At 61.0% G+C, this 24,611-nt stretch carries 27 protein-coding genes; 22 read left to right on the top strand and 5 right to left on the bottom strand.

Annotated features, from left to right (window positions below; genetic code table 11):
* The first annotated feature begins 95 nt into the window (after positions 1–95).
* Positions 96–1,616 carry an acetaldehyde dehydrogenase ExaC gene (exaC, locus tag LPB072_RS13770; protein WP_066084814.1) on the top strand — a complete coding sequence of 507 codons (1,521 nt, stop codon included), beginning with the start codon at positions 96–98 and terminating at the stop codon, positions 1,614–1,616.
* A 159-nt stretch (positions 1,617–1,775) separates the two neighbouring features.
* The gene (locus LPB072_RS13765; protein WP_066084818.1) at positions 1,776–2,153 is read left to right on the top strand and encodes a DUF779 domain-containing protein; all 378 of its coding nucleotides are present in this window, start codon (positions 1,776–1,778) and stop codon (positions 2,151–2,153) included.
* Between the two features lie 6 nt (positions 2,154–2,159).
* Here LPB072_RS13765 and LPB072_RS13760 read toward each other — a convergent pair whose 3' ends face one another.
* Positions 2,160–2,900: an ATP-binding cassette domain-containing protein gene (locus LPB072_RS13760; RefSeq protein ID WP_066084821.1), complete on the bottom strand. Its 741-nt coding sequence runs from the start codon at positions 2,898–2,900 to the stop codon at positions 2,160–2,162.
* Positions 2,897–3,907, bottom strand: a complete 1,011-nt coding sequence (locus tag LPB072_RS13755) for a tripartite tricarboxylate transporter substrate binding protein (RefSeq protein WP_066084823.1) — start codon at positions 3,905–3,907, stop codon at positions 2,897–2,899. The genes LPB072_RS13760 and LPB072_RS13755 overlap by 4 nt, the downstream gene beginning before the upstream one ends.
* Positions 3,908–4,134: 227 nt before the next feature.
* Here LPB072_RS13755 and LPB072_RS13750 point away from each other — a divergent pair, with 227 nt between their 5' ends.
* From LPB072_RS13750 to LPB072_RS13690, 13 genes are all read left to right on the top strand, one after another.
* Entirely contained in the window at positions 4,135–5,136 is a 1,002-nt protein-coding gene (locus LPB072_RS13750; RefSeq protein WP_066085042.1) for a PQQ-dependent catabolism-associated beta-propeller protein, read from the top strand.
* Entirely contained in the window at positions 5,133–6,428 is a 1,296-nt protein-coding gene (locus LPB072_RS13745; RefSeq protein ID WP_082876690.1) for an ABC transporter substrate-binding protein, read from the top strand. The genes LPB072_RS13750 and LPB072_RS13745 overlap by 4 nt, the downstream gene beginning before the upstream one ends.
* On the top strand, positions 6,410–7,252 hold the full coding sequence (locus tag LPB072_RS13740; RefSeq protein ID WP_066084825.1) for an ABC transporter permease: 843 nt from the start codon (positions 6,410–6,412) through the stop codon (positions 7,250–7,252). Before LPB072_RS13745 ends, LPB072_RS13740 begins: the two co-directional genes overlap by 19 nt.
* A gap of 37 nt (positions 7,253–7,289) precedes the next feature.
* Complete coding sequence (locus tag LPB072_RS13735; protein WP_066084826.1) at positions 7,290–8,090, top strand: quinoprotein dehydrogenase-associated SoxYZ-like carrier; 801 nt, start codon at positions 7,290–7,292, stop codon at positions 8,088–8,090.
* Complete coding sequence (locus LPB072_RS13730; protein WP_066084828.1) at positions 8,087–9,067, top strand: quinoprotein relay system zinc metallohydrolase 1; 981 nt, start codon at positions 8,087–8,089, stop codon at positions 9,065–9,067. The genes LPB072_RS13735 and LPB072_RS13730 overlap by 4 nt, the downstream gene beginning before the upstream one ends.
* A gap of 393 nt (positions 9,068–9,460) precedes the next feature.
* Positions 9,461–11,152: a PQQ-dependent methanol/ethanol family dehydrogenase gene (locus LPB072_RS13725; protein WP_066084830.1), complete on the top strand. Its 1,692-nt coding sequence runs from the start codon at positions 9,461–9,463 to the stop codon at positions 11,150–11,152.
* A gap of 189 nt (positions 11,153–11,341) precedes the next feature.
* The gene (locus LPB072_RS13720) at positions 11,342–11,647 is read left to right on the top strand and encodes a c-type cytochrome (RefSeq protein ID WP_157694106.1); all 306 of its coding nucleotides are present in this window, start codon (positions 11,342–11,344) and stop codon (positions 11,645–11,647) included.
* Positions 11,648–12,012: 365 nt separating this feature from the next.
* Positions 12,013–12,378 carry a GIY-YIG nuclease family protein gene (locus LPB072_RS13715; RefSeq protein ID WP_066084835.1) on the top strand — a complete coding sequence of 122 codons (366 nt, stop codon included), beginning with the start codon at positions 12,013–12,015 and terminating at the stop codon, positions 12,376–12,378.
* Positions 12,375–12,806, top strand: a complete 432-nt coding sequence (locus LPB072_RS13710) for a MarR family winged helix-turn-helix transcriptional regulator (protein WP_066084837.1) — start codon at positions 12,375–12,377, stop codon at positions 12,804–12,806. Before LPB072_RS13715 ends, LPB072_RS13710 begins: the two co-directional genes overlap by 4 nt.
* A gap of 133 nt (positions 12,807–12,939) precedes the next feature.
* Positions 12,940–13,344, top strand: coding sequence for a hypothetical protein (locus LPB072_RS13705; protein WP_070263926.1), 405 nt, complete (start codon positions 12,940–12,942; stop codon positions 13,342–13,344).
* Positions 13,345–13,672: 328 nt separating this feature from the next.
* A complete protein-coding gene (locus LPB072_RS13700; RefSeq protein ID WP_157559325.1) occupies positions 13,673–14,275 on the top strand; it encodes a hypothetical protein in 603 nt (200 codons plus the stop codon).
* A gap of 156 nt (positions 14,276–14,431) precedes the next feature.
* A complete protein-coding gene (locus LPB072_RS23190; protein ID WP_157559324.1) occupies positions 14,432–14,803 on the top strand; it encodes a hypothetical protein in 372 nt (123 codons plus the stop codon).
* 88 nt (positions 14,804–14,891) lie between these two features.
* Positions 14,892–15,251, top strand: a complete 360-nt coding sequence (locus tag LPB072_RS13690) for a hypothetical protein (RefSeq protein ID WP_066084849.1) — start codon at positions 14,892–14,894, stop codon at positions 15,249–15,251.
* 366 nt (positions 15,252–15,617) lie between these two features.
* Here LPB072_RS13690 and LPB072_RS13685 read toward each other — a convergent pair whose 3' ends face one another.
* On the bottom strand, positions 15,618–16,700 hold the full coding sequence (locus tag LPB072_RS13685; RefSeq protein ID WP_070263946.1) for an IS110 family RNA-guided transposase: 1,083 nt from the start codon (positions 16,698–16,700) through the stop codon (positions 15,618–15,620).
* A 514-nt stretch (positions 16,701–17,214) separates the two neighbouring features.
* On the opposite strand from LPB072_RS13685, the gene LPB072_RS13680 reads away from it, so the two are divergent.
* The 3 genes from LPB072_RS13680 to LPB072_RS23185 all read left to right on the top strand — a co-directional run bounded on the left by LPB072_RS13680 (position 17,215) and on the right by LPB072_RS23185 (position 18,777).
* Positions 17,215–17,553, top strand: a complete 339-nt coding sequence (locus LPB072_RS13680; protein WP_066090794.1) for a hypothetical protein — start codon at positions 17,215–17,217, stop codon at positions 17,551–17,553.
* 100 nt (positions 17,554–17,653) lie between these two features.
* Positions 17,654–17,980, top strand: a complete 327-nt coding sequence (locus LPB072_RS13675; protein WP_066090791.1) for a hypothetical protein — start codon at positions 17,654–17,656, stop codon at positions 17,978–17,980.
* 212 nt (positions 17,981–18,192) lie between these two features.
* Complete coding sequence (locus tag LPB072_RS23185) at positions 18,193–18,777, top strand: DUF6151 family protein (protein WP_082876936.1); 585 nt, start codon at positions 18,193–18,195, stop codon at positions 18,775–18,777.
* Between the two features lie 382 nt (positions 18,778–19,159).
* Here LPB072_RS23185 and LPB072_RS13670 read toward each other — a convergent pair whose 3' ends face one another.
* Positions 19,160–19,546, bottom strand: coding sequence for a hypothetical protein (locus LPB072_RS13670; protein ID WP_157559323.1), 387 nt, complete (start codon positions 19,544–19,546; stop codon positions 19,160–19,162).
* A gap of 397 nt (positions 19,547–19,943) precedes the next feature.
* Here LPB072_RS13670 and LPB072_RS13665 point away from each other — a divergent pair, with 397 nt between their 5' ends.
* The 4 genes from LPB072_RS13665 to LPB072_RS13650 all read left to right on the top strand — a co-directional run bounded on the left by LPB072_RS13665 (position 19,944) and on the right by LPB072_RS13650 (position 22,626).
* A complete protein-coding gene (locus LPB072_RS13665; protein WP_066090785.1) occupies positions 19,944–20,234 on the top strand; it encodes a hypothetical protein in 291 nt (96 codons plus the stop codon).
* Positions 20,235–20,464: 230 nt separating this feature from the next.
* On the top strand, positions 20,465–20,833 hold the full coding sequence (locus tag LPB072_RS13660) for a DUF1428 domain-containing protein (RefSeq protein WP_066090782.1): 369 nt from the start codon (positions 20,465–20,467) through the stop codon (positions 20,831–20,833).
* Between the two features lie 424 nt (positions 20,834–21,257).
* Positions 21,258–21,743: an Rrf2 family transcriptional regulator gene (locus tag LPB072_RS13655; RefSeq protein WP_066090779.1), complete on the top strand. Its 486-nt coding sequence runs from the start codon at positions 21,258–21,260 to the stop codon at positions 21,741–21,743.
* Entirely contained in the window at positions 21,730–22,626 is an 897-nt protein-coding gene (locus LPB072_RS13650; RefSeq protein WP_066090776.1) for an NAD(P)/FAD-dependent oxidoreductase, read from the top strand. The genes LPB072_RS13655 and LPB072_RS13650 overlap by 14 nt, the downstream gene beginning before the upstream one ends.
* A gap of 754 nt (positions 22,627–23,380) precedes the next feature.
* On the opposite strand, the gene pqqE is transcribed toward LPB072_RS13650, so the two are convergent.
* Positions 23,381–24,514 (bottom strand): pyrroloquinoline quinone biosynthesis protein PqqE, encoded by a 1,134-nt coding sequence (pqqE, locus tag LPB072_RS13645; RefSeq protein ID WP_066090773.1) that lies wholly within the window; start codon positions 24,512–24,514, stop codon positions 23,381–23,383.
* Between the last annotated feature and the right edge of the window lie 97 nt (positions 24,515–24,611).

Here is a 24,611-nt window from a genome sequence, read left to right as displayed (position 1 = left end):
GTGGTGGCAGAAGGTGGCACGGGTCTTGAGGCAAGAGGTTGCCCCGCAAGGGACATCTTTCCTATTTCGATCAAACACAATCTGGAGACCCTTCCATGCTTTTCGCAGCACCGGGCGCCGCTGGCGCCAAACACGTCTACAAACCCCAGTACAACAACTTCATCGGTGGCAAGTGGGTGGCCCCGGTCAAGGGTCAGTATTTCGATGTGGTTTCCCCCGTCAATGGCAAGGTCTACACCCAGGCTGCGCGCTCCACCGAAGAAGACGTGAACCTGGCGCTGGACGCGGCCCACGCTGCCGCCGACGCCTGGGGCAAAACCTCGGCCACCGAGCGCTCCAACATCCTGCTGAAGATCGCCGACCGCCTTGAAGCCAATCTGGAATTGCTGGCCTACGTTGAAACCGTGGACAACGGCAAACCGATCCGCGAAACGCTCAACGCCGACATCCCGCTGGCCATCGACCACTTCCGTTACTTCGCCGGTTGCCTGCGCGCCGAAGAAGGCAGCATGAGCGAGATCGACGGCGACACCGTGGCCTACCACTTCCAGGAACCCCTGGGCGTTGTGGGCCAGATCATTCCCTGGAACTTCCCCATCCTGATGGCCGCGTGGAAGATGCCACCCGCTTTGGCCGCCGGCAACTGCGTGGTTTTGAAGCCCGCCGAGTCCACCCCCGTCAGCCTGTTGATCCTGATTGAACTGATTGCCGATCTGCTGCCACCCGGCGTGCTCAACATCGTCAACGGTTTTGGTCGCGAAGCCGGCATGCCTCTGGCCAGCTCCAAGCGCATCGCCAAAATCGCTTTCACCGGCTCGACCAGCACCGGCCGCGTGATCGCCCAGGCCGCGGCCAACAACCTGATCCCCGCCACGCTGGAACTCGGCGGCAAGTCGCCCAACATCTTCTTTGCCGACATCATGGACAAAGACGATGCGTTCCTCGACAAGGCCATCGAAGGCCTGGTGCTGTTTGCGTTCAACCAGGGTGAGGTCTGCACCTGCCCGAGCCGCGCGCTGATTCAGGAAAGCATTTACGACAAGTTCATGGAGCGCGTGTTGAAGCGCGTGGCTGCCATCAAGATGGGCAGCCCGCTCGATACCGACACCATGATGGGTGCACAGGCATCCAAAGAGCAGCTCACCAAGATCATGTCTTACCTCGCGCTGGGCAAGGAAGAGGGCGCCGAGGTGTTGATCGGTGGCGAAGTGGCCACCATGGGCGATGGCCTGGAAGGCGGCTACTACGTGCAGCCCACGCTGTTCAAGGGCAACAACAAGATGCGCATCTTCCAGGAAGAGATCTTTGGCCCCGTGCTGGCCGTGACCACTTTCAAGGACGAAGCCGAAGCCCTGGCCATTGCCAACGACACCTTGTATGGCCTGGGCGCTGGCGTGTGGAGCCGCAACGGCAACGTGGCCTACCGCATGGGCCGCGCCATCAAGGCCGGTCGCGTCTGGACCAACTGCTACCACGCCTACCCGGCCCACGCCGCCTTCGGTGGCTACAAGGAGTCGGGCCTGGGCCGCGAAAACCACAAGGCCATGCTGGGTCACTACCAGCAGACCAAGAACCTGCTGGTCAGCTACAGCGAAAACAAGCTCGGGTTTTTTTGACCCACCCCCGCGTCGGCCCGAGGCTCGGGCCGCCACCCCCTCAAGGGGGCAACGCTGGCGGCCCGGCTGAGCCGGTTCCGCGGCGTTCAGGGTGGAGACATTTCTCGCCGGAGCGAATCTTTCGTGCCGGCGTTTTCATTTCCGAGCAAGGAGACAGACATGGTTGATAAAGTCATTGCCACGCCCGCCGCCGTTGAACTGATTGCCCGTTTGAAAGGCAAACACGGTCCGGATCTGATGTTTCACCAGTCGGGCGGATGCTGCGACGGCAGCGCGGCCAATTGCTACTTGCCCGGTGAGCTCAACATGGGTGCCGGCGATGTGTACCTGGGCGAGATCGGTGGCTGCCCGTTCTATATTGGCAAAGCGCAATACCTGCGCTGGCGCCACACGCAGCTCATCATCGATGTGATCGACGGCCACGGGGGTGGCTTCTCGCTGGAAGGCGCCGAGGGCAAGGCATTTCACACACGTTCGCGCGTGTTCAATCCCGAGGAAATGGCCGAGCTTGCTGCGCAGGACACCGCCTGCGCCTGACGCTTCTTACAGCCCCTTTTTCTCCAGCTGGCGCAGCACCTCGGTCTGGAAATCGCTGCCCTGCGCGGCCTGCATGAAGGCGTCCACGCTGCCGTCAAACCGCGCGGCCCCCTCGTGCAGCAACAGCAAGCGGTCGGCCATCTGCGCCTCTTCGATCAAATGCGTGGCCCAGAGCACGGCCATGCCACGTTCGCGGCACAGTCCACGCACGGTATCGAGCAACTGCTGACGCGAGCCCGGATCCAGGCCCACCGTGGCTTCGTCCATCAGCAGCACCTGCGGCTGGTGCAGCAGCGCGCGAACCAGTTCCACCTTGCGCCGTGTGCCCCCCGACAGGCTGCGCACCACGGCGCGGCCCTGATCGGTCAGGCCCATGGCCGCCAGGCCTTCGTCGATGCGGGCGCGGGCTGTTCTGCGCGGAATGCCGTGCAGATCGGTGTGAAACAGCAGGTTGGACAGCACGGGTAAATCCATGTCGAGTGCGCTCTGCTGGAACACCACGCCCAGGCCTCTCAAGGCCAGTGCAGGCTGGGTTTGCATGTCGTGTCCGAGCACGGTGATCTGGCCCTGGTCGGGGTTGAACAAACCGGTGAGCAGTTGCAGCAACGTGGACTTGCCTGCGCCGTTGGGTCCGAGCAGGGCGCACATCTCGCCGGCCTGCAGCGACAGGCCGACGCCTTTGAGGGCGGGTTTGCCGTTGTAGGCCTTGTGAAGGTCGCTGGCCAGAAGCAGGGGGGGCGTGGTCATTGAGCGGGCTTGGCCAGCAGGTTCATGCGGCTCAGCAGTTGTCGTTCGTGTTCCACCGTTTGTAGCACTGCCGCGCGGTAGTCGGCGGTGTTGAGGTAGTTGATCGACTGGTCGAAGCGGGCAAGGGCTTCGCGGTGGCGCGGGCTGAACACGGCTTGGCGAAAGGCATCGTGCAGTTTGGCGATGACCTCGGGGGGGGTGCCGCGCGGTGCGGCCAGGCCCCAGGGGGAGGTGTAGACCGCCTGGGCGTAGCCCAGTTCGAGCATGGTGGGCACCTTGGGCCACCTTGGGCTGCGCTCGGCGCTGAACAGGGCGAGGATGCGCATCTTGCCTTGATCGACCCAGGGGGCGAAGCCGGTTGAATTGACGCCCGCCATGATCAGTCCGCTGGCCACGGCGAGCATCTGGTCGGCCGTGCCTTTGTAGGGCACATGCACATAGGTCACCCCGTGTTGTTGCAGCAGTTCTTCGGTGGCCAGGTGGGCGGTGGTGCCCACGCCGGTGGAACCCATGATGAGTTCACCAGGGTGTTTTTTGGCCCAGTCCACGAGTTCCGCCCAGGTTTTCCAGGGGCTGTCTGCCGGCACCAGCACCCCGAAGCTCACGCCTGAAACCTGCAGGATGGGACTGAAATCGGTCACGGGGTCCCATGGCACGTTGTGCATCAGGGCATAGCGGTAAACCGTGAGCGGTACCTGGCCAATCGTGTAGCCATCGGGCTCGGCCATCTTGAGTGCCGGGGCGACCTGTGTGCCGGCCGCACCGGGTTTGTTGATCACCACGATGGGCTGGCCAAGCAGTTTCTCGGTTTCATCTGACAGGATGCGCAGGGTGAGGTCTGTTTGCCCGCCGGCAGGCCATGGCACGATCAATGTGATGGGCCGCTCGGGCCAAGGGCTGGCCGTGGCGGCATGGGCAAAACCCCCGGTGCAGGACAACAGGGCACTGCCCAAACCCCATCCGAGCAGCTCGCGGCGCGATGGGTGGCTGTTCTGGTTTGGAGCCATTTGCGGGCTTAGGGAAAATGCGCGGCGCATGAGCGGCCTTTCAGGGTAAAGATGTCTCGGTGAAGGTCCCGGCGTTCGGGGGCTGCGTGGCAGCCGTTTTTATGATGAGATGACCAGCAAGTATTGTTCCCGCCCTGTTGGCACTGTACTTGCTCAATTTGTTCGAGCCGCTGTGGGAGGCGCCCACGGTGAGTTCTGTGTCTGACAAAAATGAAGGAGACCCATCGATGACATTTCCCGTTCGAAAGATTGCTTCTGCTGGGCGCGCTGCAGCGCTGTCCATTGCCCTGGGATGGGCCGCAATGCATGGTGTTCACGCGCAGGGCACTGGCACGGTCTACGTGTCCAGCGAGAAGGACAACGCCATCTATGTGTTCAATGCAGAAGGTGAGCGGCAGGCCCAGATCGAGGTGTGCAAGCGCCCGCGCGATATGGCGTTCAGCCCCGACATCAAGCTGATCATGGTGGTCTGCGGTGACAGCAATGCGCTGGGACTGGTCGATGTTGCAACAGGTCGCCTGACCGGAACTGTTCCATTGGGGGACAGTCCAGAGATGTTCGCGCTCAGCCCTGACGGCAAACTGGCTTATGTGTCGATCGAGGACGAGAGCGTGATGGCGGCATATGACCTCGCAAGCAAAAAGCCCGTGTTCGAGGTGAAGACCGGTGGTGAGCCCGAAGGTGTGCTGGTGACCCCTGATGGCAAAACAGCCTATGTGACCTCCGAGGTGGCCAACCTGGTTCATGAGATCGACCTGACCACCAAGAAGGTGGTGAAGAACATCAAGGTGGGCAAGCGCCCGCGCCGGTTCGCTCTGGCGTCCGGAGGCACCGAACTCTGGGTGACCAACGAGCTGGATGCTTCGGTGGGGGTGGTCGACACACAATCCCGCAACCTGAAGCAGACCATCCGGTTTGAAGTGAAGGGCATGCGCCAGGCCGACATCACACCTGTGGGCATCACGGTGAGCCCGGATGGCCGCACCATGTGGGTCGGGCTGGGCAAGGCCAACCATGTGGCCGAGGTTGATGTGGCCACCCACACGGTCAAACGTCTGGTCCTGGTGGGCAAACGGGCCTGGGGCCTGCGGCTCACCGCCGATGGCAAGCGGCTTTATGTCGCCAACGGCCTGTCCGACGACATGACCATCATCGATACCGACAGTGGCAAGGCCATCAAGACGGTGCCCGCCGGCCGGGTGCCGCACACGGTGTTGGTGAGCCCATGACCCACCCCCATCGCTTGCCCACTGCATTGGGCCGCTCCGCCCCTCAAGGGGCAACGCTGGCGGCCCGGCAGAGCCGGTTCCGCGGCGTTCCTGGCAGGGGGCTGTGGCGTGCCGTCGGTCTGGCCTCATTCACTGCGGGGCTTTCGTGCCTTGCGCATCCTGCCTTGGCCGCCACCAAGGTTACCGTTGCGGTGATTTCCCTGGCCGACGATGCGCGCTACGGCGCACGGCGGGAGGAGCGCGCATACCCGGGCCACCCGACAGGCAGGGCGGTTGACGGGGCGCAACTGGGTGCGGACGATTCATCGTTCGAGCTCGATGCAGAAGGCATTGCGCTGGAGGTTCGCGATGTGGTGTTGCCCAGCGCGGTGGCTTTGCCCAAAGCCCTGGCAGAGTTGAAGGCGGCCAAGGTGCAGCATCTGGTGGCCGATCTGCCGCTGGCCGTGATGCGCCAGCTGGTGCAAACCGCACCGGCAGCACTGGGGGGCGCCATGGTATTCAACGCCGGGCTCGACGACGACAGCTTGCGTGCTGACGGTTGCGCGGCCGTGTTGTTGCACACCTACCCCAGCCGCCAGATGATGAGCGATGCGCTGGTGCAATACCTGGCGGCGCGCAACTGGCGCAAGGCGCTCGTGCTGCAAGGCCCGTTGCCCGGTGACGCCTTGCAGGGCCAGGCCTGGGCCCGGTCGGCCAAGCGCTATGGCATCAAGACCACACAGGAGCGGCCATTCAAACTCAGTGGCGATCCGCGCGAGCGTAATCTGGCCAATACAAGGTTGCTGACAGGAGATCGGGACCACGATGTGGTGGCTGTGATGGACAGCGATGGCGAGTTCGCCCGGGGCCTTCCCTACGCCACGCAATGGCCCCGTCCGGTGGTGGGCGCCAATGGCCTGATGGCGGTGGCGTGGCACCCGCAGTGGGAGCGCAATGGGGGGCCCCAGCTGTCACGCCGCTTTGCAAAAGCCACCCACCGCCCCATGACCGGTCAGGACTGGGCGGCCTGGATGGCTGTGCGCTCGGTGGTGGCCGCCTTGGTCGACAACCCGAAAAGCAGTGTCGCTGAGCAATTGAAGGGCCTGCGCAGCGGCAAGGTCTTTGTGGACGGGTTCAAAGGCCCGCGCCTGTCGTTTCGCGCCTGGGATGGCCAGTTGCGCCAGCCCTTGTTTCTGAGCCACATCGATGGCGTGGTCGGTACCGCCCCGCTCGATGGTGTGCTGCACCCGAAGGAAGTGCTCGACACCCTGGGTGTTGATGAAAAGGAAAGCACATGCAAAGCCCGGCTTTGAGTTTGAACGCCACGCCCACACTGCCGCTGCATTTGTTGCGGGCTTTGCGGGCGGTGGTGGGGCGCGAGCTCAACCGGTTCCTGCGACAGCCGTCGCGCCTGGGGTCTGCACTGGTGCGGCCCTTGTTGTGGTTCGTGGTGTTTTCAGCCGGGTTCAACAACGTGTTTGGCGTGGCCATCGTGCCACCTTACGAAACCTATATCGAATACAAGGAGTACATGGTGCCGGGCTTGCTCGGCATGGTGGCCTTGTTCAACGGCATGCAGAGTTCGCTCTCCATGGTGTACGACCGTGAAATGGGCGTGATGCGCCTGCTGCTCACGGCGCCGTTGGCGCGTGGCTGGTTGCTGGCCTTCAAGCTGCTGGCGGGTACCTGCCTGTCGGTGTTGCAGATGGCGGTGTTTTTGATCATCGCGCGGCTGTTCGGTGTGGAGATACCGTTGGCGCATTTGCCGGGGCTGCTGCTGGCCATGGCCTGTGGCGCCACCATGCTGGCCGCGCTGGGGTTGATGCTGTCGGTATACGTGCGCCAGCTCGAGAACTTCGCGGGCACGATGAATTTTGTGATCTTTCCGATGTTCTTCATCAGCCCGGCGCTGTACCCGCTGTGGAAACTCGAAGAGTCGGGCGCCTGGTGGATTCTCAAGTTGGCCGAGTTCAACCCCTTCACCTACGCGGTGGAGGCCATTCGCTATGCCATGGTGGGGCAGTTTCACGGGCTTTCCTGGGCGGTGGTGCTGGGCTGCAGCGCGGTGTTTTTTGTCCTTGCCTTGTGGGGCTACGACCCGCAGCGCGGCTGGATTCGCAAAAAGGGCTCGGCCTGAACGTTCCGTTCCGGGGCCCGCCAGGAAAGAAACAAACATGACGAAGACTTGGCAACGCCGACAGCTGTTGGCCTGGGGTTTGTTGGCGGGCAGCGGCGTGGCCCGCTCATCGGAAATCGATCAAACCGGTGGCGACCCTTTGGGCTCCATGCAATGGCCAGGCCTGCGCGACGAATTTTTGGGCAACAGCCCGGTGGCGTTTTCGGAGGCCGTGAGCATCCAGGGGCCGGCGTTTGCCGACGATGCCATGAACGTGCCTTTGTTGCTTGATGCACGCCAGCTCAATGATCAGGGTGGTGGCATCGAGCTGATTCGGGTGGTGGTGGACCGCAACCCGGTGCGCCACGTGCTCGACTTCGAGCCTTTGAAGGCCCTGCCCATGTTGGCGTTTCGCATTCGCATGGAGCAGGCTTCGCCTGTGCGAGCCTTGGTCAAAACGCGCGATGGCCGCTGGCACGTGGGTAGCACATGGGTGCAGGCCGCTGGCGGCGGTTGCACCGTGCCCGGGGCGACACGGGCCGATGGCTCATGGAGCCGCACGCTCAACCAGGTGCAAACGCGCTTTTTCAGCAACGTGATCGAAGGCAGCAAGCGGCTGCGCGTGCGCATCATGCATCCCATGGACACGGGGTTGGTGGCCGGCACTCCCGCGTTCTATATCGAAAACCTGCAACTGGTGGACGGCGCCGGTCAGGTCTGGTGGCGCCTCTCGCCCCATGAGCCGCTGTCTGAAAACCCCATACTCACGTTCGAACTGCCCACCCGGTTGCCGCCGGGCTTGCGGCTTGTGGGGCGCGACAACAATGGCAACCCGATCAACGCCGAGGTGAAAGCATGAAGCGGCTGGCAGGGGCCAGCGCCCTGGTCGCTAGCGTGGTCGCGGGGTTGTTGGGTGCGTCAACGGTCGCACTCGCGCAGGCCGATATCGCCACCTTCAACTACCACCTGCAGCCCCGCCAGATTGCCCAAGACACCTGGGTGATCGAAGGTGCCGTGGACGACTTCGGTCGCGCCAACGGATGCAACATCATCAACACCGCCTTCATCGCCACCGGTGAAGGCGTGGTGGTGATCAACACCGGAACTTCGCGCCTTTACGGTGAGCAGCAACGCCAGACCATCGAGGGGGTGACCCGTGAGCCCGTGCGCCACGTGTTCAACCTCAACCTGCACCCCGACTACTTCTTTGGCAACCAGGCCTGGGCCGACCGGCCGGTTCAGGCCTTGCCGGGCACCATCGCCGGGCAACAAGCAGAAGGCAACGCCTACGCCGACAACCTCTACCGTTTGTGTGGTGACTGGATGAAGGCCACCGAATCCACCCCTGCGAATACCCCCGTCGAGCCGCAAACGCGGGTGGTGGGTGGCCACAAGCTGGAGCTGCGCCGCTTGCGCGGTCACACGGCCGATGATCTGGTGGTGATCGACCACACCACGGGGGTGTTGTTTGCAGGCGGCCTGATTTTTTCCAGACGGGTGCCGACCACACCCCACGCCGATTTTTCCGCCTGGCTCGACAGCCTCGACACCCTGGCACATTGGCAACAGAGCGGCGTGTTCAAGCAGGTGGTGCCCAGCCACGGCCCCCTGCATGGCGGCATTGTCGGCATAGCCGAAACGCGCGACTGGTTGCAATGGCTCACCACCACCATGCGCGAGAGTGCTGAGCGAGGGCTGGATCTGAGCGAGGTCTTGCGTCTGCCGGTGCCCGAGCGGTTTGCTGCCTGGGCAGCGCAGCCCGCCGAACTGCAGCGCAGCCTGGCGCAGTGGTACCCGCGCTATGAGCAAAGAGCGTTCAGCACGTCCGCTCGCTGAACGCCCCTGCAAGCGGTCTGCCTGATCCGCAAGTGTTGCAAGGCGGGCAGCGCCATTGCCCCAATTTTGAACAGTGTCACAGGCGCGGTTGTTCGCTTGTGGTCGCCATGGGGCATCAGGAGCGGATTTGGGTGTTTGCGGGGGGTTTTGAGGGCGTTAAAGATGCGGGAAAACCCGCAAGCCTGCACTGGCACAGAAGTTGCCATTAAGGAGGTGTGCAACCCACTGACCGGAGGGTCGAGAGTTCACGCCAAGCCGGGGAGGGCTGTATCGAATGGGGTTTCGTTCTGCGAAGCCTTTGTTCGGTTGGCCTGCGCAACCGGTCGCCGTCATCAACTTCACGAACGAGCAGGAGACAACACAGTGAAACGTACCCTATTGAGCCTTTTGGTCATGGCCGCCACGGCCCACGTTGGCGCCCAAGGCGTCACCGACGCAATGATCGCCAACGATGCCAACACCCCCGATGACGTGCTCTCATGGGGCATGGGCACCCAGGGCCAGCGCCATTCCAGCCTGAACCAGGTCAATGCGAAAACCATTGGCAAGCTGGTGCCCGTGTGGTCCATGTCGTTTGGTGGCGAGAAACAGCGCGGGCAGGAATCGCAGCCTTTGGTCAACAAGGGCAAGATGTTCGTCACCGCGTCGTACTCGCGCATTTACGCGCTCGACACCAAGACCGGCAAGAAGCTCTGGAAGTACGAGCACCGCCTGCCCGAAGGCATCATGCCTTGTTGCGATGTGGTCAACCGTGGCGCAGCGCTGTACGACAACCTGGTGATCTTCGGCACACTCGACGCACAGCTCGTTGCCCTCGATCAGGAGACCGGCAAGGTGGTCTGGCGCGAGAAAATCGACGACTACTCTGCCGGCTACAGCTACACCGCTGCACCGCTGATTGCCGAAGGCCTGTTGTTGACCGGCTTGTCTGGTGGTGAGTTCGGCGTGGTGGGCCGCGTGGAAGCGCGCGACCCCCTGACTGGCAAGCTGGTCTGGTCGCGCCCCGTGGTCGAAGGCCACATGGGCTACAAAGATGGCAAAGAGAATGGGATCTCCGGTACCCTCAACGCGACCTGGCCGGGCGAAACCTGGAAGAACGGCGGTGCCGCGCCGTGGCTGGGTGGCTCGTACGATGCCAAGACGGGGCTGGCCTATTTTGGTACCAGCAACCCGGGCCCATGGAACAGCCATGTGCGCAAGGGTGACAACCTGTACTCATCCTCTACCGTGGCAATCGACGTCAAGACCGGCAAGATCGCCTGGCACTACCAGGGCACGCCCAATGACGGCTGGGACTATGACGGCGTGAACGAGTTCATCACGTTCGACATGGATGGCAAGCGCATGGGCGCCAAAGCCGACCGCAACGGCTTCTTCTACGTGCTCGACGCGGCCAACGGCAAGCTGCAAAACGCCTTTCCGTTTGTCAAGAAAATCACCTGGGCCACCGGTATCGACTTGACAACCGGCCGACCCAATTTCGACCCGGCCAACCGCCCTGGCGACCCGACCGCCGCGGGTGGCGACGGTACCAAAGGCACGTCGGTGTTTGCTGTACCAGGATTCCTGGGTGGCAAAAACCAGATGCCCATGGCCTACAGCCCGAAAACCGGCCTGTTCTACGTGCCCACCAACGAATGGGGCATGGAGATCTGGAACGAACCCATCACCTACAAAAAGGGCGCCGCTTACCTGGGCGCGGGTTTCACCATCAAGCCATTGTTTGAGGACCACATCGGCTCGCTGCGTGCGGTGAACCCCAAGACCGGCAAGATCGAATGGGAAATCAAGAACGAGGCCCCGCTGTGGGGTGGCGTGATGACCGCTGGCGATCTGGTGTTCTGGGGCACGCCTGAGGGCTACCTCAAGGCCGCGGATGCCAAGACCGGCAAAGTGGTCTGGCAATTCCAGACCGGTTCTGGCGTGGTGGCGCCTCCCATTACCTGGACCGAAGGCGGCGAGCAGTACGTGAGTGTGGTCTCTGGTTGGGGCGGTGCTGTGCCGTTGTGGGGTGGGGAAGTGGCCAAGAAAGTCAACCTGCTGGAGCAGGGTGGCTCGGTCTGGACCTTCAAGCTCTTGAAGTGATTCCCCCCCGGCGCCGCTGCGCGTCTTCCCCCCTGATGGGGGGCCACACCTGCGGGCTGGCGAAGCCAGTTCCGTGGTGTGTGCCGGGTGGGCGCTCTTGGCATTCGTTGCCTTGCACGAGCTCCCACCCCTTTTTTTGTCCAATGCTTTCAACGATTCGAGACCCGTGACATGCGACACCTCATTTTCATGACCGCCAGTCTTCTGCTCGCTTCCGCCGCCGCGCATGCCGTGGACGAAGCCACTGCCATTGAGCTGGCCAAAACCAACGGCTGCCTGTCTTGCCACTCGGCCAAGGAAAAGATCGTTGGCCCGTCGTACATCGCCGTGGCCGACAGATACAAAGACGACAAAGATGCCGTGCCGTCGCTGGTGCAGTCCATCCAGCGCGGCTCCAAAGGCAAATGGGGCCGAACCCCCATGCCCGCTCACGACACCATGGGCCAGGCCGACCTGAAAACCCTGGCCGAATGGGTGATGAGCATCAGGCCTTGAAGGCTGCGCCGCCTCCTGATTGCGAGGGGACACAGGCCTGGCGACGCTTGCTGGAAGAGGGGCGTTGCCGTGTTGTGCATCCATTTTCTCGCGGTGAGCGCATGTCGGTGCCTGCGAACCGAGGCCCAAGAGCGCTGCACCAGGCATGCGCTTGAAATGGCCCCGGCTGTCGGCCCTCGCCCGGATGGGCAATGCCGCCTCGCGGCCACTGCGGTATCGAACAAGAAGGGGGCCATGGCCGCATGCCTCTTGTTGTCACGCCACCATTGTTTTTACCCGGATTTTATTGACGCGTAAATTTAACCCGGGTATTATTCGGCAGGCCCGCCAGACGGCGCGGGACCAGCAGAACGAATGGAACGGTGATGACGAACAGGCAAGCGCTGAAAAAGGAATATCTGGAGACCAAAACGCGGGCCGGCGTGTACGCGATCCGTAACCACCTGACGGGACGGGCGCTGGTCGCGGGCAGCGCCAATGTTCAAGGCAGCCTCAACCGGCATCTGTTTGAATTGCGGCATGGAACGCACCGCAACGCGCGGCTCGCCCAAGACTGGAAGGCTTGCGGCGAGAGCAGTTTTTCGTTTGAGGTGCTCGACATGCTCAAGCACAGCGATGACCCGGCGTTCAACCCCACCGAGGAACTGGCGCAGCTGACCGCGCTCTGGCGCCAGGAAGTGGCCAGCGGCGGCGAACAGGGCTACGACGAAGCAGGGCGGGCTCCCCGATGAACGCGACGGTTGACTTCTGTTTGGCGCTGCACCGCGCCAACGCCAGCTTGCACCTGAGGCTCGATGAAGAACTGGGCACCCACCATGGCATTGGATTCAACGACTTCGCGCTGCTCAGCTTGCTGGCGCAAGCGGATGGGAACCGGGCGGCGCTGCCAGCGCTGACCCGACCCCTCGGTCAGCAGCAATCCGCGGTTCTGCGCCAACTGATCGCGCTGGAAAAAATCGGCCTTGTCGAGCGCATCGGCAACGCCGGCCAGCGCCACGCCGTGCTTCGGCCAGCGGGTCGTGCGCTGGTGAACATCGCATGCGAAACGGTCGACAGGGTGTGCGCCCCAGCCGTTGAAACCATAGAGCCCGAAGCCCGTGCCATGACCTTCGCAGCAATGGCAACGCTCTCGCGCACGCCGGCCCTGACGAGCCCATAAGCGCCCGCGCCTTACGCCATGCCCCGCATAGCGAAGGGGTTGATGGTGGTGCATCCGGGCGTGTGTGGCTAAGCCGAAACGCCATTTTTGCGCAGATCACTCGCAGGCCCATCGGGCCTTGGCTCGCCTGAGCATGGACATCGGCGTGGAGATGGAAGATATCGCGCGCAACACGCCAGGCACGGGGCGCGAGCACGGTGAAGTGACACACCGCAAGCTTCCGATCTGGCTGTTCACCCGCTGCGAACTGCGCGCCTCGCGGCGGATCCGGGAGGTGCTCTGGATGCTGGCGCAGGGGTTGGCACGAGTTTGGGAGCAGTCTGGCATGGGGCTCTGGTCGTTTTTAACTTTGCTGCGATGTCTTTCTCATATCGACCCGCCGCCAATGCACGCTCTTCAAGGATCGGTGACGGGTATGCAGAGATTGCTGTCTGTGAGCGCTGCCAAACCTACTCACGCTGACTGGCAGGAAGCGGCCGTTGGATTCAACGACCCGAGGTGGCCTGAATGGCGTCTGTACGAGGTACTGCGGCCTTAGGTTTCCCGGGAGCAGGTTGGCGCCGCTCCACCGACCGCTTCCCCATGACCTGAACTGGAGCTTTCGACCCAAAGCGGGCACCCAATTGATCTGCCAGAAAGCGGACAGATCGCTACGATTCAGGCCTCTCGCTGGGCAAAGAGCCATAGGGTGGGCGCTGTCGGGCTTGTCGATTCTGTTAAACCTTCTCGTAGCCGAAGTAAGATGGCGCAGTATGTTGATTTGAAACAACTTTTCACACAGGAGGCCGACTTTGTTTAACGACTGCCATTGTGGGTATCCGGCGTTTTGCCGTTTAAATCAAAGTTAGACCTAAAAGGAAGCGACAGTGTCAAATCACGTTTTAGCATCGGCCGTTCAATGGATCGTGTGGGGCGTTCTCATGGCCCTTGTGATGGGGTGGGTTGCTCGCAGCCGTTCAAGAGCTCGACCTACTTCGCAAGCACGAGCCCTCGTTCAACCAACTTCAATTCTCATCATCGGGATTGTGTCGCTTGTGTTTTGGCTTGCCATTGCCATCTTGTCAAACACAGTTGGGAAAAACAGTACTAGCACCGTTGGAACGACCTTAGCCTTCTGCGCGTTCGCTATTGCTTCCCTGCCTTTGATCACGGCCTACTACTTCGGTCGCCATTCCATTTCTGATTCAGGCATGGATTACGGTGGAATGTTTGGGTCGCGCCGCCAGTTCATATGGTCGGAAGTGAAGGTCGTTACTTACTCGCAGGGTATGGGCTGGTTCAAGCTCGAGCTTGAATCTGGCTTTGTCGCGCGTCTATCAGCTATGTTGGTAGGCTTACCCGAGTTTGCGCGCGTCGCTCTTGCACATCTCCCGCGCGAGAAGTTTTCGAGCGAAGCGTACATCCTCCTTGAAAATGCAAGGGAGGGCAAGCTTCCCAACCTTATGGGCGGTGGCAGTAGTGGTGCTTAGGTCTAACCCGTCGGCCCACACAGACACACAGCAGCAGGTTGCCGCTGCGCGGCAGTTGCTGCGTGCTGGTGGCCTCCAACGTTATGCCACATGACTAGAAGCACTAGCGACATCGCTGCCGCACTCGATTCCCTGCGAGCTTCAGACTTCGACTTTATGCAATCTGACGCCGACGGTATTGATCGACTGCAGGATCTTTGTGAAGAGTTGAAAGCGCACTCGGTGCGTGACGCTGCGCCTCTACTTTTCGGGTTGCTGGAGCGGCTAGACGGCAGTGATCTTGGTTCTCCGGGGCCGATTGTTCACACGCTAGAGTCCATGAGTGGATACGAGCCGTTTCTCGCTGAATCGCTGTCGCGAAAACCAACAGCGCTTTCCGTCTGGATGGCAAATCGCATCTTGAATGCGCGTCGCCCGGACCGAGTGGAATGGTTGGCGCGCCTCAAGTGCGTGGCTTCAAGTCCAACTGCTTCGTCGGAGGCGAAAGCCGAAGCGCAGGAGTTTTTGGTGTTTCAAAATGAGGCATAACGGGTCGGCCCACGCGGACAAGCAACATCAGGTTGCCGCTTCGCGGCGCGTGTTGCATGCCGTTGGCCTTCGACGTTAGGCCGCACAAATGACCCTTGGCGAACTCATACCCGCTCTTAGGAAGGCATCGGCTGACCGAGTGGTCAATGGGTTGATTGAACTGCTTGAACAGTGGCGATCAAACGCCGAAACAGTAGATGATCTCCATCAGTCCGTGGAGAGGTACATCGGAAACTCGTGGATAGCGAGCGACGCGGAGCACAAGACTGTCTACTCGCTCTGGTCAGCCTTCAGAAACCTGTGCATCGCGGGTCGCGGCGGAATGACCATCAACGAGCGCCTGTACTGCTTCGACCTGTTTGACTCCTGGGACAGTGCCAACACAGAAGAAGGTCGCGCTGTCATTCGACACAAGATCGATTTCGAGGCCTCCAATGAAGGAACGTAGGCATGCAGAACCTCCCAGCGCCAATCACACCAAGTGCGGCGGAGTCGCGAGTGCGGCCTAACCCTTCCTATATGGACTCCCCCACAAGTGCAAGAAACTGATTGATGTTTTGGCTGTTGGGGAATCGCCTGCAGTCGTATATCCGGCATCTGAGGTGGACTCTGTTGTGGTCCGTGCCAGCATGGAATCTGCGGGACCGGCGCGCCAATCGTTACAAGCGGCAGGCAAGCTGCCGGAAGAGTTATCGGCGTCAGACGGTCTGGGGTGTGCCCGGTTAGCCATGTGGGTCAATCAATCTCGTCGCAAGCGGCGTGGGTGGAAATAGAACTCGTTTTGGGTGACGGCTGTTCGGTGGGTGTCTGCCACTCAGGCAGGCATCACAAAACTCTCTCGGTTGATCTTTCTGCTCAGCCGTTCGGTTTCACCGAACGGTACCTTGTCCCTGAGCGTGGCGTAGCAAATGCGCGCCAGCTTGTTGGCCAGCGCACAGGCCGCCTTATTGTGGTTCGATCGGCGCTGCACATCCAGTGCCCAGCGGCGCACACCGCACACCTCACGCTCGGCCGCCTCAGCCACCTTGGCCGCTCGCAACACGCTCCTGGCGCCATGCGTGAGCAACATGCGCAAATAGCGGTCCCCGCGCTTGGAAATCGAACCCAGGAAGCGAGAGCCTCCCGAGGAGTGCTCACGCGGCGTGAGCCCGAACCAGCTGGCAAAGTGGCGCGCGTCCTTGAAGTGCGTCACATCGCCCGAAGTGGCCGCCACCAGCGCGGTGGCCGTGAGCAAGCCGATGCCAGGAATGGACAGCAGCGTGGTGCAGGCTGGGCTCAATCGTGCCGAGGCAGCCAACTCTCGCTCCAGCTGCGCAATGCGAGCCTCCAGCAAACGCACTTCTTCTACCAACAACCGAGCCGTTCCCCGGATCAGCTCAGGCACAGCAGAACTCGGATCGGCCAGTACCCGGCTGATCGCCTCCAGCCCGGTGCGCGCACCCACGGGAACCGCTATGCCGAACTCACGCAGGAAACCGCGCAAGGCGTTGATGCGCGAGGTGCGCGTGCCCATCCACAGCGAGCGCACGCGGTGCAAGCCTTGCAAAGCTTGCTGCTCGACCGACTTCACGCGCACCGGGCGCATGTCGGAAGCGCGGGCGGCTTCGAGCAAAGCCGCCGCATCGGTGGCATCGGTCTTGTTGCGCTTGACGTAGGCGCGCACATATTGAGCGGGCAGCAGGCGAACTTCGATGCTCAGGCCATTGAGCCATCGCGCCCAATGATGGGCCGAGCCGCAGGCTTCCATGACGACCAGGGAAACGGCACGGTTGGCAAACCAACGCTCGAACTGGGTGCGGGTGAGACGCTGGGTTTCAACGATGCGCCAATGCTCATCGGCCACGGCAATTTGGAAAACGGATTTGGCCAGATCGACGGCCACAGTAGTAGCATTCATGTCGGACTCCTTTCGTTTTGACATTGCCCTGATCCCCACGCCCATGAAGACCAGAACGCGAATGTCGCGCAAACAAACGGGGGAGTCCATCCCATCAATCGAGGGGATGACTAAAAGGCTACGCCTTTTAGCCACCCCTCATGTCAAACGTTAGGTGCTTATGCAGGAGTTTCATCGTTGCTAGAGCTTAATTGTCGTGTCGTTCTTCGCTCATTTAACGGAACGGAAACGGCTCCGACCGACTGCGATCCAGCTGAAAACTATTGGCGTCTAATCGGCGAGTCAGGAACAGTTATTGAACAAATCAATCAGCGAAAGCGCGTTTTAGTACAGTTTAATCGGGCTATTTCATCACATGGTCTTCACTGCCATAACCCTATTAAAAATAGTCTTTATATTCTTGAGTCCGACCTTGAAAATACTCAGTGCTAACACACCTAACAAGGCGCTGAAGTCGCTCATTTCATTCGCTGGGACCGCGTTCCGCGGCCCCTTAGCTTAGTCGTTATCTGTCATGAATGAGCTGGTGCGTCACACCTCGACCGACGGCAAACTCACGCTGCTCGTCCGTGTTGGAGCCGACGGCGAGACTGCCGTTGGATTCGAAGGCGGGGACTGGCATACCCATCCCGATCTTCTTGCGGCAATGCTGCAGGTTCCAGAAAAAGAGGCCGTGACAGAGTTCATCGCAAGGCTGCAAGCGGATGACATTCCCATTGTTGTAAGTACCGATGGCGGCGTTACGGTTGATCCTTGGGTTTCGGACAATTTGGAGGCTACGCTCTCAATGTTCGGGTCAGAGTGCCTTCTTCGTTATTGGTCGGGTGCGGAGGTCATCGCGAATGACAGATAACAGGTTGATCGATTGGCCCGCCAACGCCGGCCAGCACTTCTGCCATTCTTCGGCAGCGGCCGCGCCGTTGTCGCCCAATCATCGCCAACGTTAGCTTTCAATGAGTACGCCCACGATCACCTGGCAGGAGCCCTGGCGCGCGATCCAGTTCGCGGCTGAGATACCTGGCGTGCAGCGACAGATTGAAATGGAAATCACCGCCGCGCACCCCTTGTATGGACGCGGCGCAACTGTAATTGGCCGCCGCATTGACTGCGACGATGTAGTCGCGGTCTTGGCTGATGGCACTTACATCAACGTCCATCTCGTCTGGGGGAAGAGCGGAAGTGGCGCTGCCGCCGCTGAGTACCCGTCTTGGCTACGGTACGGTGACTTGGCTGCGTTCGTTCAGGCCGTGAAAGAAGACGCGGCGGACTACGGCAAATGAAAGCTAACAGGTTCGTGGATTGGACCGACAACGGCAGGACGCGCTTCTGCCATTCTTCTCAACTGAGTGCGCCGTTGTCGTCCACTCACGGCCAACGTTGGGCATCTCATCATGCTTTGTTGCGATACTGTCCAGATTGGCTAGAAGATGAATCACGCCGTAGGTAAGGTTTGTCGGATCTGTATAACTGCGAAAATCGGGAGCACTAGTCTATGCATTCAATTCAATGTAATTGTGGCGCCATTCGAGGTCAACTCGAAGGCGCAGGAACCCAGAATCGAATAATTTGCTACTGTACAGATTGTCGTGTATTCGCGCGCTTTCTTGGTAATTCACCTGATGTGTTAGACGAGCAAGGCGGGACCGAGATTTTCCAAGTTGCGCAATCGCGTCTGCGATTCTTGAAAGGCGAAGATCATCTAGCGGCAATCCGCCTTAGCGACAAAGGCATGATTCGTTGGTATGCGTCGTGCTGCGGAACACCTATTGGCAACACCATGGTCAACCCCAAAATATCGTTCATAGGTCTGATTCACACCTGCCTTGATCAGACCCACACAGATGAAGATTTTGGAACCAGCGTTGCTGTTGTGAATGTGGACAGCGCGTTGGGCACTCCGAAACCGAAGCAACAAGGACTTCTGGGCGTTGTCGCCCGCTACATATGGATCGTCGCCACAAGTCGTATCACCGGAGGATATAGAAAGTCACCGTTGTTCAATTCTTCTGGTATGCCTCGAGTAGACCCAAAGGTGCTCTCATCTGAGGAATTGGCGAACTTGAAAAGTGGCGGGTGAACTTGTCAATAGACACGGACCCACAACAGCAGGAGGCGGCTACGCCACAAGTGTTGGTGGTCAGATAAGTTTTACGTTGAACGACTGCTTTCCCAATTAACCACTGACCGCTCATGGCCGAAACCACTGGTTCGTGGCCGCTCCAGGAAGCCGACGCCCGCAGTCGGGTTGTACCGAACGACCGCTTTCTCAGGTCACCACCGGCGCGAGTCGACCCGTTGCCGTCCTTCGACCGATTTGCCGACGCGCCACAAAGCGACCACCTGTGCCGCGCTGCATGACACCAGCAGTGTGCCAATTAACCAGACGACGCAGGCCTTGGCCATGCCCCGCACCGACCAGACGGCAGACCGGTAACGGGTCCACCGCCCGACAGTCCGCCTTACTTGCCGCTCTTCTTGGCCGTAGCTTTCTTGGCCGTAGGCTTTTTGGCAGCGGGTTTCACCGCAGCCTTTTTATCAACCGGCGCCTTAACTGTTGCCTTCTTAGGCGCAGCAGTCTTGGTCTTCGCGTCAACGGCCTTCTTCAACGCAGCGGCGTCCTTCTCGATGGCCTTCTGCAGAGCCTTTGCCTTGCGCTCGGCGCCAACTTGCAGAGCAGTCAGTCGCTTGCTGGTGCTGCGCTTGGTGGCTTCGAGCTTCTTTTCAGCGGCCTTGACCGACTTCTCAGCGGATGCAGCCGCCTTGGACAGCTCTGCCTGGGCCTTCGCGAGCTGCTTCTCGGCAGACTTCACAAGGCCGCTGATTTTGTGCGAAACGGCGGTGCCCACTTCCTGGACAGCGGTGCTCAGGTGTGCGCCGGCGGTTGCGAGTTCAGACTTTTTGGTGGTCTTGCGGGTTGCCATGTCTTTCCTTTGAATATGAACGGTTGTCTGCGAAGAATGCAGTGCTCTGGAATCTACGCTGAGTACGAGGTCATGTCAGTTCAAAAATCGCATGCCTGCTGCTTGCTCACAACACAATGCAATTTCTGCGGGCCTTAGCGGGGGCCCGATCGCCTTTGTAGTTCGCGCCGACCAAGATGCAAGTGGTGTCTGAAGCCATCGAAGTGACGTTCAATCTGAGCGATCGATGCATGTCTGCGACCAATCTGCCTGGCGATGCACGATTGTTTTAGCACAGGGGCCTTCAATCCCACAACCCGACTTTGACAGGCTTGCAACGCTGATGAGCGCGCTGGATGGCAAGGGCTTCAACCTTGCCACCATCCCTGCGGCCATTAAGGGTGCCGAAATGCACAAGGTCGATCGCCTGCGCGAAACTCCGCAACGCAAGGGCGTGGCGATCCCGTTCGACCAAGGTCCAGTCGAGGGGCGCTCCCCCTGCGTGACGACAGGCCAAGCACCAGGAGGCGCTTCGCGTCGAGCGATCTGGGCATTGATGCTGTGGGTAGATCAAGCGGAGCGTACTTTCAACGGCCACTCAGCTACGACCGCCGCCGGGTGCGGGCATTGTTAAACGGTAGCGCCGCGCTATCCGCCGCGACCTGCGGGGGCAAGGAGGTCTATGCTGAGGGAGTGCGGCCGACCGTGGTCGACATGCTGCAGCGGCACTTCTCCAGGGCCGCCATGAGCGCTTGTCCTCCTGCCGAGGCAGGCCATGTCGATTTGGTTCCCTGTGGTTCGTCGATGGAGTACAAGGCGCCCACAGGCGGGCGCGCTGACCGATCAACCTAACAGGAGTGAGACATGTCATACATCGATGGTTTCGTGATCGCGGTACCCACCGCCAACAAACAAAAGTTCATCGAGCACGCGCGCCAGCTCGACCCGATATTCCTCGAGCTGGGCGCGATCCGCGTGATCGAGGGCTGGGGCGACGACGTTCCCGACGGCAAGGTCACCGATTTCCGCCGAGCAGTCCAGGCTTCGGCCGAGGAGACGGTGGCCTTTTCGTGGGTCGAATGGCCGGACAAGGCCACGCGCGACGCCGGCATGAAGAAGATGATGGAAGACCCGCGCATGGATCCCTCCACCCCTGGCAACCCGCCCATGCCCTTCGACGGCAAACGCATGATCTTCGGTGGCTTTGAACCGGTGGTAGAAGTGAAGGCCTGAACTGCAGGGGCGACGCTGCACCCGGGACGTCATGCGGGGGCGCCCGCGCCGGGAACTGCCAACGTCGCTCACCTCCCCGGCGCAATTGACGTATGTCAGGTTGCGGAACCCTGCGTGGTTTCTCACTTCGGCCATCGACGGTCCTTGAGAATTTCATTTTGGCGGAGTTCGTAGGCTTATCCCAGCCCCTGTGCGGGCAATGAACGACGCACCACAGTTATGGGCATGGGACCGTGTCACGTGTGGTGAACGCGCGCGCAAGACGGTCGAAGCGGCCGCACATTTCCTGCAAATGAGGCCCTCTGGCCTTCCCAAAAGAGGCGGAACCCAGTCTGAACAATTGAAACCTGCAGCGGCACCAGCTCGCGCTGCGCGGATGACCATCAACAACGTAGGGCTAAATACATGCAACTAATAATGTTGCATGAAACAAAACAACCAACTCTCCGACGTCTTGCACGTCTTGTTGCACATGGCCGAGGGCGATGGTCCTGCCACGTCCGAGACACTGGCCGCCGCAATGAAGACCAACCCGGTAGTGCTGCGCCGCCTGATGAGCGGCCTGCGTAACGCCGGGTTTGTGGCCTCAGCAAAAGGCCACGGTGGTGGCTGGGTGCTGTCATGCGCGTTGGAGCGCATCACCCTGGCCGATGTGTACCAAGCGCTGGGCGCTCCCAAGCTGGTGTCACTGGGCTTTCGGGAGGAAAACCCAAGCTGCCTGGTTGCCTTAGCCGTGAACGACGCCTTGGCCGGCGCCGCTCAAGAGGCCGAGGCCCTGTTGCTCAAACGTTTCGGCGCGGTCACCTTGGCCACGCTGTCAGCTGACTTTCACCGCCGTATGGCCCAACACAGGGTCCACGGTCACTCCCGGACGCATCAACTGGAAGATCACATCCATGAAAACATTTGACTTTGCCGTTATCGGGGGCAGCTACGCCGGCATGGCTGCGGCTCTGCAATTGGCCCGCGCGCGCCGCAATGTTTTGGTGGTAGACGCTGCCCAACGGCGCAACCGCTTTGTCGACGCCGTCGGCGGCTCATCGCACGGTTACCTGACCCAGGATGGCCGCGCGCCCGCCGAAATTGCTGCCGACGCCCGCGAGGAGCTCATGAACTACCCCAGCGTGGAATGGCTGCACGGCACTGCTGACGATGCCCACGTGACATCAGACGGGTGGCTGGGCTTCCGCGTGGGCAGCGAGACGGTCAGGGCTCAGCACCTCATCATTGCCACCGGCGTGCGTGACGAATTGCCTACAGTGCCCGGCTTGGTCGAACGCTGGGGTCGTAGCGTCTTTCATTGCCCGTATTGCCACGGGTATGAAGCAGACGCGGGGCCCATCGGCATCATTGCCGCGTCGCCCCTGGCCCAACACCACGCCATCATGCTGCCAGACTGGGGCAGCCCTACTCTGTTTTTGAATGGCGCATACACCCCTGGCGCAGAAGAGCTCGCAGCCATCGCCCGCCGCGGAACGCAAGTGGAGGCGGCGCGCATTGCGCGCATCGACGGGTTCGCCGACGTGGTGCTGCAAGACGGCCGCATTTTCACCATGAATGCCTTGTTTACCCAGCCCCGCACCTTCTTGAGCAGTCCCATCGCAGAACAACTGGGCTGCTCGCTGGAAGATGGCCCCATGGGTCCGTTCATCAAAGTGGATGAATTCAAAGCCACCAGCGTGCCCAACGTGTTTGCGTGTGGCGATGCCGCTCGAATGGCTGGGAATGTAACCCTGGCAGTGGCGGATGGAGCGATGGCGGGGTTTGGAGCGCATCGGAGTTCGATGATTTGATCGCTCAAGCGTGTAACAACTCACGGTGTACAGGCTGGAGAACTGGCGCACGTTACTTGGCGCTGACACTCCAGTGTGACGAAAAGCCAGGTGGAGCGACTCAGGTGCAGATGCCAGTGATCAAACAGGATGATGCAACTCCAAGTGACCCTCGGCGCCGATGGCAAATTGGTCACCGAAAGTGGCTTGATTTTCTCGATTCGCGAGGCTCGGAGCGTCCTTGCTTGGGGAAAATGTCGTCACTTTCCTCCGAAGGCAGGTCCCGCTGCACAGCGGGTACCAGAATCCGCAGCGACTACCTCCGCTCAGGGTCGCGAAGTGCTGGCCGCCTTGGTGGGTAGGCGTCGCTCGGCACCTCCTGCGACTCATTGCTCTAGAGTGGCCGCTGCTGAAGGTACAGCGGTCGGTCGCCTCGCAGGATGACGAATGGCAGGTTCCGGCGGCGGCTGTCATTGAGTTGCAAAACCTGGCCAACTGCTGTCAGCCTCAACCGGCCCCTCAAATGGGCGGCAATCAGTCTGTCCATGGCTCCGACCGGATATCGACATGTGAAAGGTCAATGGCTGGGTCACGAGAGGAGCGAATGCGAGCCAGTTCCTCTGCAAGGCCACGGTCGCCATCGCACCAGTGCGGCGAGGGGCCGGCTTCAAAAATGGGTTGTCGGCTCACCAGCGATGCACCCGGCATGCGGTTGTGAAGAGGCCAAGACGGTTGCGCCTGGCTTGGGCTCAAGCGTGAACGGATTGGGGTCCGCTCATGGCACCGGGTGAAGGTGGCGCGATTCGTCGTCGCTGCGGAACACGATGGGAATGTGGCGCCGCGTGGGTGCTTGCGCGACCAGTTGCACCACCTTCTCATGGTGGGGTGATTTGCTGCACACCGGGTCGGCATTGGCCGGGTCGCCGGTGATCATGAAGGCCTGGCAACGGCAGCCGCCGAAGTCTTTGTGGCGTTCGTCGCAGGTGCGGCAGGGCGCTTTCATCCAGCTGTCGCCGCGGAAGGCATTGAAGGCGTTGCTGCGTTGCCAGATCTCGGCGATGGGCGTGTCTTTGACGTTGGGCAGGGCGAGGTTGGGCAGGTCGCGTGCGTTGTGGCAAGGCATGGCCAGGCCATCGGGCGCGACGCTGAGAAACACCGAGCCCCAGCCGTTCATGCAGGCCTTGGGCCTTTCTTCGAAGTAGTCGGGTACGACGAACAGCACGCGGGTCTTTGAGCCGGTCTTGCCTTCTTGTTCGATGCGAAACTGGGTGACCAGCGCCTCGGCTTCCTCCAGCTCTTCGCGTGTGGGCATCAGGTGGTCTCGGTTGATCCAGGCCCAGCCGTAGTACTGCGTGTTGGCAAGTTCGAGGTATTCGGCTTCCAGCGCCACGGCCATATCGATGATCTTGCGCACATGGGGTAGGTTGTGGCGGTGCAAGACGCAGTTCAAGACCATCGGCCAGTCGTGGGCCTTGATCAGGCGCGCCACGCGCTGCTTGAGCTCGAAAGTCCTGGTGTGGCTCAGAAAGTCGTTGAGCTCCTTGGTGGAATCCTGGAACGAAAGTTGAACGTGGTCCAGCCCGGCATCTTTGAGGGCCTGCGCTTTCGCGGGTGTGAGGCCCACGCCAGAGGTGATGAGGTTGGTGTAGTAACCCAGACGGTGGGCTTCCTGCACGAGTTCGACCAGGTCATCACGCAGCAGCGGCTCGCCGCCGGAAAAACCCAACTGAGCGGCGCCCAGCTTGCGAGCCTGCTGCATGACGCTGACCCACTGCTTGGTGCTCATTTCGTCTTGTATGCGGGCATGCTGCGTGGGGTTGTAGCAAAACACGCAGTGCAGCGGGCACTTGTAGGTGAGCTCGGCGAGCAGCCAAAGGGGTGGGCCGACAGGGATGGGCACGGTATTCAAACGAGGTTCTCCAGAGCGCAATTTGAGGGCCTGTCAGCCGAGGCCGCCGCGGACCCGGCTACGCCGGTCCGCCAGCGGCGCCCCCTTGAGGGGGTCA

This window comes from Hydrogenophaga crassostreae (genome assembly GCF_001761385.1).
Lineage (GTDB): Bacteria > Pseudomonadota > Gammaproteobacteria > Burkholderiales > Burkholderiaceae_C > Hydrogenophaga > Hydrogenophaga crassostreae.
Note: the sequence above shows the minus strand (reverse complement) of the source record. Positions and strands in the feature narration are given on the sequence as shown.